Genomic DNA, 10,836 nt, shown 5'->3' on the forward strand with positions numbered 1-10,836 from the left:
GGACTGACGCCGGAAGAATCAGAGAACAGATACCGTTTTTACTGTAAAACCGTGGCCAATATTACTTGACCACTACACTGTTACAGAGCGGTCGCTGACTACCTTTGTTAACCGCTTTCAGAATGGGCAAAAACTCCCTGAAATTACGGAAAAAGTACAGAACAGCGTGGACGGAAAAAAAGATCTGACGGTCAGTTTCTCAGAAAAGCCGGCAACCGTTTTGCAGTGGACAGCCAGGAACCCGGCAGCAAGGGATTTTCGTTATGCCTGCGATGTTAAATACAACTCAGTTCCCGTCAGTCTGACTGGCGGCGGTGATACACTCAGCATTCCGCTGATATCCCCCGACAGCGAATGGCAGGCCACTTACATTGAGGCCACCTTCAGTGACGGGTATGTAGCCACAACACAGGTGTATATTACGCCTGACGAGAAATATCCGGAAACAGCCCCTCCGTCTGCAGGAGCAGCCTGTAAAACTCTCCCGGGGCGGGGACTGACTCCCACACCAGTGAAACAGTAATGTTGCAACCACAATCCTTGTTTTTAAACCCGGTGGCAAAAACTGCCGGGTATGTCTTCATGCAAATGTCGTATTTTGTAGCTTCGCTCCCACTGGGTCGAGTAGGGGGGATCAGCCGGGATTGTTTTTAAATGAGGTTTCCAGCGCCTGGACTACGGCACGCACCCTGGCGGCACGCTGCAGGTCAGGATGCAGCACCAGCCAGATATCTACCCAGTCTTTGTTTTCCGGGAAAATTCGCACCAGGTCCGGGTCCTTATCCGCCAGGAACGAGGACAGCAGGCCAATCCCCAACCCATTGCGCGTTGCCGAACGCAGCAGCAACTGCGAATTGCACTGCAGCACCACGTTAGGATCGATCAGCGTTTCGCCACAGAAGTTGTTCCAGTGACGGGGCACCAGTTCTCGCGGGAACATCAGCAGGTCATGACCCCGCAGATGGTCGCCCTTGGTCGGCATGCCGTGTTTGTCGAGATAGTCCTGTGTCGCATACAGCCCCATTTCGATGGTGGCCATGCGTTTGATAATCAGCTCATCGGATTCGGGACGGGCGCCGCGGATCGCCAGATCTGCGCCACGATACGAAATATCAGAGATATTGACCGCCGTCAGCATGGTGACGGTGATTAACGGGTATTGCTCTCGCAGCGCCTTCAGCGCCGGGATGACAAAAGCCTCGGCCATGGTATCGGTGGTGGCGATGCGTACGTTGCCGCACAGGCTGTCGTCGCCACTGGTGGCTTTGCGGCCAATCGCCTGCACCGAGTTCTCCATGTTCATCACGTCCGCCAGCATTTCTTCTCCCAACGGACTGAGGGAGAACGATTTTGGCGTACGGATAAACAGTTTGGATCCCAGGCTCTCTTCAAAAGCGGTAATACGCCGCCCGACGGTGGCTTGGTCGACGTGTAGTTCATTGGCGGCTTTTCGTAAAGTGCCGCAGCGTGCGACCGCCAGGAAGAAGCGTGCATCATCCCAATTCATCATGCCATTTCCTTTGTGCAGGCTTATCGGTCTTGTCTGTGTTCATTATTGCGCAACCGTACCGGCTCTGGTTTTGGCTGCAAATGAGGCCCACGTATCATAATTATTAATTATGTTTCAGGATATGAATAAATGCATCAACGTGAAGCAGTTTTGCATCTTTATTTTTACCCGACAATCTTTATGCTTATCAACGTTTATGCTGTGATCTGGCGCACATTTTGTGCCAATGTTACCCTGAACGCGTAAGCAGACGCGCATGAGAGCCTGTCTCTGTGGGCTAATCGCCTGGTGGGATCGACTCTGAATCTAGGTTGGCCCACCACGACTGGACATTGAAAATGGAGTCTCACGCAGAGAAGTTATACACCCCCGTAGCACTGGCAACTGCGGACGGTGTCAGAGTTATTGCAACCCCCGGTGCGAAAGCGGCAACGCAAAGCAACGCTGATGCGATTATCCAGAGTCTCGAAGCTCGCGGCATTCAGCACATATTCCTGGTACCCGGCAAGCTGGTGTACCCATTGATAAAATCCATTGAACATTCAGGCATTGCCGGCATCGTCGGCGCCCATGAAACCGCCTGCGGCTTTATGGCGGACGGTTATGCCCGCGCCAGCCGCAAGTTTGGCGTTTGTCTGGGCATCTCCGGTCCCGGCACCATGAATTTCCTGCCGGCGATGGCGGCGGCACAGGCCGACAAAATTCCGGTGTTGTATCTGGCCGGCGGCATTGCCACTTATCATGAGGCGCAGGGTGCCTTCCAGGACGGCAGCAATAGTGGCATCGATGAGCTGACTATCGTCAAACCGCTGCTTTCCGCTGCGATAGAAGTGAAAAATAATCTCACGTTGCAGCACGAGCTGCGGCGCAGTCTGTCCTGCCTGAACACTCAGCGAAAAGGTCGCACCTATCTCAGCGTGCCGGTCGATATGCAAAAGAAAGAGGTGGCCGGCGGTCATGAAGTTAGCCCGCCACGCACGCCGCAGTGCCGAGAGGCCGCGATCGACCCACAGGCATTGGATCAGGTGCTGGATGACTATCTGCTGCGCGGGTTGAACGTCGCCTGCCTGGTGGGTAACCGCATGAATAATCCGCTGGATGCGGCCCTGCTGTTGCGCCTGGCGGAGAAATACCGTCTGCCGGTTGCCACTACGCTGTCCGGCAAGGGCGCGTTTCCCGAAGGGCACGAGCTGGCGCTGGGGTTGTACGGTTTTGCCGGTCATACCCGGGCGGTGGAAACCATCAATGGCGATGAAGTGGATGTGTTGCTGGTGCTGGGTTGCGATCTGAGCCAACGCGATAGCCTGAACTGGAATCCGCGACTGCACGGCACCAAAACGTTGGTGGTGATTGACGAGGATTTCGATAAGGTCAGCTCGCATTATCAACCGGATATGCAGATTTTCTCCAGCCTGACCGGCTCGTTGCACCACCTGCTGGATGCGGTCAGCGACGATGACGCGCACCTGAACAGCATTAAGCGCTTGCGTAACGGCTGGCTTGAGCAGGTGGGTCAACTGCCGCTGGAGCAGCAACGGCCCGATTTGCAGGTGCGTCTTGCCGAGGGTGAGGCCAACATGTACCCCGGCGACGCCATCAAACGCATCCGCAGCCGTATGAATCAGGACACCAACGTGGTGGTCGATTCCGGCGCACACCGTATCTTTATGGCGCACCACTGGCAGGCCAGCGGCCGGGGCGATTACCATACCTCAAGCTCTCTGGCGCCGATGGGCTGGGCGATTTGTGCCGGCATTGGCATCAAACTGGCAGCGCCGCACCGCGACTGCGTGGTGGTTACCGGCGACGGCTGCATGCTGATGCACGGCATCGAGATCCAGACGGCCGCCCGTTATCAGGTCAAAATGACCTTTGTGGTGATGAACAACTGCGCTCACGGAGCGATGCACATCGACACCCTGCAAAACCGTGGGGTATCTGCGGACTATACCGCGTTGCCGAACCATGACTGGAAGGCCTTCGCCAACAGCCTGGGGGTTGCCTCCGCCAAAGCGGCGACGCTTGAGGAACTGGACGAAGCGCTGACCGCCGCGGCTGAGCATGAGGGGCCTTTCCTGATAGAAGTGTTGGTAGGAAATCATGTGGCGCCTAATCGATACTATGCCGAGAGCATCGTAGAATACGAGCAGCGTATCAAAGGCTTGTAAAGGCGTAACCCCAGATTCCAGGAGTCGTCATTCATTGTCCTTTGTATTACGCCATTCTATTTTGTTCACCGTAGTCATGGAGCGATAACAATGTATAAACTGACACTTCTGGCATTAATGATGGCATTTCAAGGCGCTGCACAGGCCGCAGAGGATCACGGCGAAGGCATAAACAAAGAAACCTTGCTGAAAACCGAAACCTCATGGGAGGGGACGCCGTACCAGCATTATCCGGCAGGCGCTCCGCAGATCACCATGTTGAAGGTCACGGTGGAACCGAACAAGGTGCTCGCCTGGCATACTCACCCGTGCATCAGCGCGGTGTATATGACTGGGGGCAGCGTTTCGCTGACGGTCAAGAAAACCGGCGTGAAACATACCTTTAAGCAGGGCGACTCCTTTACCGACACGGTAGATATCGTTCACCAAGGGGTTTCTGGTGATAAAGGCGCTGAGATGCTGGTATTCTTCGCCTGCGCTGATAATAAACCGCTGACGGTGAAAGCTGCCGAATAATATCCCCGCCGTTTTTCAAGCTGCGGCGATGTTGACTGCATTAGCCGTAGGGGGCGAATCAATTCGCCCCGTTTTATTTTGTCGCCCGTTGGGGTGATATACCGAGGAAATCATGGTTGCTTTGTGGATGGTCGTCGCCAGCGGGTTCTTTGCGTTGATGGGGGCCAGCATCAAACTGGCTTCGGCCAAGGTCGGTTTTTTCGACATCATTTTTTACCGCTCTGTGATTAACGTCCTGATCGTTGCCGCGCTGATCCATGTGAAAAATCTCGGTTTCCGCACCCAGCATTTGGGGTTGCACATGAAACGCGCCGCCATTGGCAATGCGGCGATGTACTGCGGTTTCTACTCACTAATCCATCTGCCGATCGCTACGGCCACCACGTTGGGCTACACCAATCCTATCTTTCAGTCGGCGATTGCCTTTGTCACTAGCAAAGGCCAACTGACCGGCAAGCTGCTGTTCTCGGTATTGCTGGGTTTTATCGGCATTCTGGTGCTGCTGCGCCCCGATACGCCGAACGGCGAGTATGCCGCGACCCTGATTGGCCTGCTTTCCGGCCTGCTGACCGCGCTGGCCTATTTTAACGTCGGTAAGCTGGTGCGCAGTGGCGAACCCGAACTGCGAGTGGTGTTTTACTTCTCGTTGGTGGGCACCCTGGTGGGCGGCATGATGACCTCAGTGGTGGGGTTTACCGCGTTGGACAGCGCCATGATGCTGTGCGTTTGCGCCATCGGCGTGTTCGGCAGCCTGGGGCAAATCACCATGACCCGCGCCTACGGCAGCGGCAATGCGGTGATTGTCAGCATTCTTTCCTATAGCACCATCATTTTCTCCACGCTGCTCGGCTATCTGTTGTTTGGCGAGAAGCTGTCCTACATTGCTGCGGGCGGCATGGCGCTGATTATTCTCTCCGGTGCGTTGGCGATAGTGAAGCGCGCTCCGGCAAAAACCTCGAAGGCGGCGGCGGTGTAAAGAGCACGGCATTAAGCGCTGGCGGGCGTCAGCGCAAATGCATTAATGAATCACTATGATGCATTCTTGGCTATTTTGACCGTTATACCCGAAAGGTATGATAAACGCGTTTCCTGAGGAGTTTGGTTTTCAGGGTTAGGTGTTTATCCAGATTGTTTCGGGAGAGAAAAATGTCTGAAGGTGTGGCTGTTGATGAAGCCGCTAAAGCGAAGTTGGGTGAGTCGCATTTTGCCATCCTGCTGTTTTTAGCCCTGGCATTAATGTCAGCATTGCTGAACAGCAGTGCGCCGACACCGCTTTACCCGCTTTATCAACATGAGTTGGCGCTAAGCTCGGTCAGCCTGACCGTCATTTATGGCGCCTATGCCGCCGGCGTGCTGATTTCGCTGTTCGGCGTGGGCAACATGGCCGGCAAGGTCAAAGATCTGCGCAGCATGATTGTACCGGCGCTGCTGGTGGTGTTGGCCGGGGCCTTGCTGTTTTCGATGGCCGATTCGTTTTTGATGATGTTTATGGCGCGTCTGCTGGCCGGGATCGGCACCGGGGCTTTGACCGGTGCGGCTAACATTGCGCTGGTGCGTTTTGGGCCGAAGGACGGCGGTAAAAATGCGGCGCTGATTGCCACGCTGTCATTCACCACCGGTCTGGCTTTGGGGCCGATTTTCAGCGGCGTGGCGCTGCAAACCGGGTTCCACACGACTTCGCTGCCGTTCATTATCATCATGGCGGTGGCGGCAGTTGCCGCACTGGGCGTGATGCTGAAATGGCCGGTTGAAGCCGTTGCGGTACCCCTCAGTGGGGCACCGGCAGCAGAAGCCGCGGCAGAAAAAAGTTCGTTGGCGGATGGCCTGCGCGCTACCGGAGGCAAGTTCTTCCTGTGTGCTGGCGCGTTGTTCATCTGCTGGGCAGTGGCTGCCAGTATTCTGGCGATAGGGCCAAGCGTATCGGAAAAGCTATTGGGCATGCACAGCCGGGGCGTTTACGGCTATGTGATTGCGGTTTATCTGGTGATTGCCGGTATTAGCCAGATCCTGAGCCGTCGCGTTAATGCGCGCCATTCGCTGATGTTTGGCTGTCTGGCGCAGGCGCTGTCAGTGGTGGTGTTCGCCGAGGCGATTCAGATCCACTCGCTGGCTCTGGCCAGTGCCGGTATGGTGATTGCCGGTTACGCCTACGGGGCGATTTTTGTCGGCAGTGCCACCTTGGTGAACCTGATTTCACCGAAGGCCAGCCATGCGAGACTGATTTCACTGTTTTACGTAATCGCCTATATCGCCAACTGGGTTCCGATCCTGCTGGGGGCGGTTATCGACCATGCCAGCCTGCATCTGGCGGTCAATCTGTTATTTCTGGTCAGTGCCGTGGTTTGCTTATCTTTGAGCTTCATGGTGACCCGCGCGGGTTTCCCGCGCTGATACCCGCCGAGTTTCAGGTTGTCCGTCGGCAACGTGAAATTCGCAGGGTAGCTGAACAACGATTTTAGCCACGCAAGGTGGCGAACGATTTCCCTGGTGTTGTTGTGTGTCATTTCCAGCGTGCTAGTCACGCTGGTTTTTTTTTGTGACAAATTCCTCAATTCTGCAATTTCAGTATTTCTCATTACAAAATTTTTGTGATTTACATCACTTGAATTTGCCGATTTTCGCGTAAACTGCGCGCTTTCTTTGCTGCGGGTCAGTTTATGAACGTTCTTTTTGCCATTGCTGTGACTACCGGGATCCTCTCCGGCGTGTGGGGATGGGTGGCTGTTAGCCTGGGGCTGATCAGTTGGGCCGGTTTCCTGGGCTGTACGGCCTATTTTGCTTGCCCGCAGGGGGGGCTGAAAGGGTTGTTGATCAGCACACTGACCTGCTGCAGCGGGGTATTTTGGGCGATGGCGATCATTCACGGCAGTGAGCTGGCGCCCGGCTGGAGCCTGCTCGGTTATCTGCTGACCGGCGCGGTGGCTTTTCTGATGTGCATTCAGGCAAAGCAGCAGTGGCTGGGTTTTGTGCCCGGCACCTTTATCGGCGCTTGCGCCACCTTCGCCGGAGGAGGCAATTGGTCTCTGGTGACCCTTTCCCTGTTGGTGGGATTAGTGTTTGGCTACGCGATGAAAAACAGCGGCCTGTGGCTGGCGGCGCGCAGCGAAAAACCGAAACAGGCGGCCGCTGTTACCGAACATGTTAACCGCTGAGTTAAATGGTGCCGCCGAGTGAGATGCGGTAGTGCAGATCAACGCGCTCAATGCACGGCACCCCTTTAATGCGTTTCAACAAGATCTCTGTGGCCACCTTGCCGATATCAAACCTGGGTGTAATAACGCTGGCGATGCCCGGCGTGGTGGCTTTGCCGATATCCAGGCCGTGAAATCCCGACAAAGCGATATCCTGCGGAACCCGCAGCCCCAGCCGCAGACACTCCTGTAAGACCCCAACGGCCAGATCGTCATTGGTGCATAAGATACCGTCCAAATCCGGGTAAAGCTGCCGTGCCATGGCCAGCATGTCGGAGCCGACCGTCACCGACGAAACACGGTGCGGTGTGATTTGGCGCGGTGTCAGGCCCTGTTTTTCCATCGCCCGGCAGTAGCCCTGAAAACGTTTGGTGTCGCGCGCATCGGACATGGCGCCAAAATAAACCACCTGACGTTTACCGCTGGCGAGCAGCGCTTCGGTCATGTCGTAACCCGCCTGGAAGTTATCGAACCCCACGGCGATCCTTCCTTCCGGACCTTCCAGATCCATCACCTGCGCCACCGGGATTTTGGCGGCCGTCAGGTACTTTTCCGCCCGCAGAGTATGCTCCGAATCCGTCAGGATCAGCCCGGCGATCGGGTAAGCCAGCAGTTGGACGATATGCTCTTCTTCGCGCTGCCGACTGTAGTCATAGTTCACTACCAGCGTTTGGTAGCCCTGTTCCAGAGTGATGGATTCGATTCCGGCCAGCAGATCGGCGAAAATTTGGTTGTTGAACGAGGGGATCAAAACGCCAATGCGCGGCTTTTGCGTTGAGCGTGCTTCATCGCCGTCGGTAAAGTTAACTTCCTTCATCACCTGGGCAATTTTCTCGGCGGTTTCGGCCGCCACCTTTTCCGGCGTTCGCAGATAGCGGCTGACGGTCATTTTGGTCACGCCGGCGAGCAGCGCAATATCTTGCAGCGTGACGCGTTGGTTCTTCATTCTGAGGCCTTAACAGGGTGGGGCGGCGAAATCGCGAATAACGCCATGTTAACAAATCGATTTAGTGATAACAATCGACGACATAAAGTATAAAAATCTTATTTTTCAATGAAATGTGTTGAGTTTATTTCCCGCGAGATTGCGTGGCTTCACGTTAAAGGTAACAGGTTTTAGTAACACTGTTTTAAGTGATCGTCATCACGTTTTTGCCGGCGGCGATCCGCTGAGATAGGCACCTGTCTTATCTGAATGACTCTGCCGGGGACGTTATGAACAACTTATTTTCACTGGATAATAAAAAAGTACTGATTACCGGCGCTTCTCGGGGCATTGGTTTTCTGCTGGCGCGTGGGCTGGCGGAGTACGGCGCTCACATATTGGTCAATGCGACCACCGAAGAAAACGCCCAGCGAGCCGTTGAAGCACTGCGCCGTGAGGGCTTCCGCGCCGATGCCGCGGCCTTTGATGTCACTAACTCCCAGGCCATTCATGCCGCTATTGAGAAAATTGAGGCGCAAAGCGGTGGGATCGATGTGTTGATTAACAACGCGGGCATACAGCGTCGCCACCCGTTTACCGAATTCCCGGAAAAAGACTGGGACGACATTATTGCCGTCAACCAGAAGGCGGTATTTATGGTGTCACAAGCCGTAGCCCGCCATATGGTGCAGCGTCAAAGCGGTAAAATCATCAATATCGGCTCGATGCAGAGCGAACTGGGCCGCGACACCATCACCCCCTATGCCGCTTCCAAAGGGGCGGTGAAAATGCTCACGCGCGGCATGTGCGTAGAGCTGGCGCGCTACAACATTCAGGTCAATGGTATTGCCCCGGGCTACTTCAAAACCGAAATGACTCAGGCACTGGCGGACAACCAAGAGTTTACCGCCTGGCTGACCAAGCGTACCCCGGCTGCCCGTTGGGGCGATCCGCAGGAGTTGATTGGCGCGGCGGTGTTCCTGTCGTCCAAAGCCTCTGATTTTGTCAATGGTCACCTGCTGTTTGTCGATGGCGGAATGTCGGCCGCGGTATAGCCGCCTGCTTATGAGAATATGATGATGAAAATTCAAACCCAATCCTGCGTGGTCAACGGCAAATATGACGTGGCGGTAGTGGAGCAGGAGGTTGAGTACCAGGGCCACGGCACGCTGGTGAAAATCACCCGTGGTGGCATCTGCGGATCAGACCTGCATTATTATCAGGAGGGTAAAGTCGGCAGTTTTCAGGTGCGTCAGCCGATGGTGCTGGGCCATGAGGTGATCGGTGAAGTGGTCGCCAGCGACACGGCTCGCCTGCCCGTGGGCCAGAAAGTGGCGTTAAACCCCAGCAAGCCCTGCGGGCAGTGTAAGTATTGCCGGGCGGATCAACAAAACCAATGTACTCAAATGCGCTTTTTCGGCAGCGCGATGTACTTCCCACATGTTGACGGCGCTTTTACCCAGTACAAGGTGGTTGATAGCGCGCAGTGCATTGCGTTCGACGCCAACTGCGACGAGAAGGTGATGGTTTTTGCCGAGCCGCTGGCGGTGGCGATACATGCCGCCAGCCAGCCCGGTGAAGTGAAAGGGAAAAAGGTATTTGTGTCCGGCGTCGGCCCGATAGGCTGCCTGCTGGTGGCGGCGCTGAAGGCGTTGGGCGCCGACGAAATTGTCTGCGCCGATCTCAGCCCGCGTTGCCTGGATATCGCCGGAGAGATGGGGGCATCCCGCTGTCTGCACGCCGGCAATGACGATTTCAGCAGCTATCAGCAGGAAAAAGGGTACTTTGATATCGCTTTTGAAGTCTCCGGCCATCCACTGTCGTTGCAGCGTTGTCTGGAGGTCACCCGCGCCAAGGGGACGGTGGTGCAAGTCGGTATGGGAAGCAGCTTCCCGGATTTCCCGCTGATGCTGTTGATCGCCAAAGAGCTGAATCTGCTGGGATCCTTCCGGTTTGTTGAAGAGTTCGCCCTGGCGGTGACGTGGTTGGCCGAGGGAACAGTCAATCCGCTGCCGCTGCTGTCCGCCGAGTTTGACAATCGTCAACTGGCTGAGGCGCTGACGTTTGCCGGCGACAAGAGCCGGGCCGCCAAAGTCCAACTGGTGTTCTGATTTTAGCCATCAGTCTGATGGCGGGGATCGACGATCCTTGTCTATAGTTAAGGGCCGTTTCATTTTTTAAACACGGAGAACTTACCATGGCGAGAAATACGGATGCGGATCAAACCACGCTCGATGACGATCTGAGAATGCTGAGCGACACGCTGGAAGAAGTGTTGAAGTACTCCGGCGATCGGGCCGATCAGGCCTATATCGATATCAAAGCTCATGCCGAAGAGGCATTGAGTGAGGTCAAGTCGCGGTTGGCTGACACCACCGAGTCCTACTATGCGCGTGCCAAGGACGCCGTTTGCCGAACCGACGGATACGTGCGTGAAAACCCCTGGTGCAGCGTAGGGATCGGTGCCACGGTTGGCCTGGTACTGGGCTTGTTGCTGGCGCGTAAATAACGGCTTGTAGACGTTGG

11 protein-coding genes are annotated in these 10,836 nt (G+C 55.5%); 9 read left to right on the plus strand and 2 right to left on the minus strand.

Translation table 11 applies throughout. The annotated features are described in order from the left end of the window. Positions 1-94 precede the first annotated feature (94 nt). The gene (locus tag AC1RKG_RS07680; protein WP_493183009.1) at positions 95-523 is read left to right on the plus strand and encodes a PhoPQ-activated protein PqaA family protein; all 429 of its coding nucleotides are present in this window, start codon (positions 95-97) and stop codon (positions 521-523) included. A 111-nt stretch (positions 524-634) separates the two neighbouring features. Here the strand turns inward: AC1RKG_RS07680 and AC1RKG_RS07685 are convergent, their stop codons facing one another. After that, the gene (locus tag AC1RKG_RS07685; protein WP_128864613.1) at positions 635-1,510 is read right to left on the minus strand and encodes a LysR family transcriptional regulator; all 876 of its coding nucleotides are present in this window, start codon (positions 1,508-1,510) and stop codon (positions 635-637) included. A gap of 338 nt (positions 1,511-1,848) precedes the next feature. Here AC1RKG_RS07685 and AC1RKG_RS07690 point away from each other — a divergent pair, with 338 nt between their 5' ends. From AC1RKG_RS07690 to AC1RKG_RS07710, 5 genes are all read left to right on the plus strand, one after another. Beyond that, positions 1,849-3,678, plus strand: a complete 1,830-nt coding sequence (locus tag AC1RKG_RS07690; RefSeq protein WP_122079904.1) for a thiamine pyrophosphate-binding protein — start codon at positions 1,849-1,851, stop codon at positions 3,676-3,678. 90 nt (positions 3,679-3,768) lie between these two features. Beyond that, positions 3,769-4,194 carry a cupin domain-containing protein gene (locus AC1RKG_RS07695; protein ID WP_046373055.1) on the plus strand — a complete coding sequence of 142 codons (426 nt, stop codon included), beginning with the start codon at positions 3,769-3,771 and terminating at the stop codon, positions 4,192-4,194. Positions 4,195-4,306: 112 nt separating this feature from the next. After that, positions 4,307-5,170: a DMT family transporter gene (locus AC1RKG_RS07700; RefSeq protein ID WP_115058415.1), complete on the plus strand. Its 864-nt coding sequence runs from the start codon at positions 4,307-4,309 to the stop codon at positions 5,168-5,170. A 170-nt stretch (positions 5,171-5,340) separates the two neighbouring features. Then, entirely contained in the window at positions 5,341-6,585 is a 1,245-nt protein-coding gene (locus AC1RKG_RS07705; protein WP_046373057.1) for an MFS transporter, read from the plus strand. 266 nt (positions 6,586-6,851) lie between these two features. After that, complete coding sequence (locus tag AC1RKG_RS07710; protein WP_493182586.1) at positions 6,852-7,346, plus strand: DUF1097 domain-containing protein; 495 nt, start codon at positions 6,852-6,854, stop codon at positions 7,344-7,346. Position 7,347: 1 nt separating this feature from the next. On the opposite strand, the gene AC1RKG_RS07715 is transcribed toward AC1RKG_RS07710, so the two are convergent. Further along, positions 7,348-8,331: a LacI family DNA-binding transcriptional regulator gene (locus AC1RKG_RS07715; RefSeq protein ID WP_020827830.1), complete on the minus strand. Its 984-nt coding sequence runs from the start codon at positions 8,329-8,331 to the stop codon at positions 7,348-7,350. Positions 8,332-8,600: 269 nt separating this feature from the next. Here AC1RKG_RS07715 and idnO point away from each other — a divergent pair, with 269 nt between their 5' ends. The 3 genes from idnO (at position 8,601) to elaB (ending at position 10,819) form a co-directional block, all read left to right on the plus strand. Then, on the plus strand, positions 8,601-9,365 hold the full coding sequence (gene idnO / locus AC1RKG_RS07720) for a gluconate 5-dehydrogenase (protein WP_020827829.1): 765 nt from the start codon (positions 8,601-8,603) through the stop codon (positions 9,363-9,365). A 24-nt stretch (positions 9,366-9,389) separates the two neighbouring features. After that, positions 9,390-10,421, plus strand: coding sequence for an L-idonate 5-dehydrogenase (gene idnD / locus AC1RKG_RS07725; RefSeq protein WP_493183011.1), 1,032 nt, complete (start codon positions 9,390-9,392; stop codon positions 10,419-10,421). A gap of 86 nt (positions 10,422-10,507) precedes the next feature. Next, positions 10,508-10,819 (plus strand): stress response protein ElaB, encoded by a 312-nt coding sequence (elaB, locus tag AC1RKG_RS07730; protein ID WP_020827827.1) that lies wholly within the window; start codon positions 10,508-10,510, stop codon positions 10,817-10,819. Positions 10,820-10,836 lie beyond the last annotated feature (17 nt).

This window comes from Serratia sp. GW822-FHT06D09, assembly GCF_058799515.1.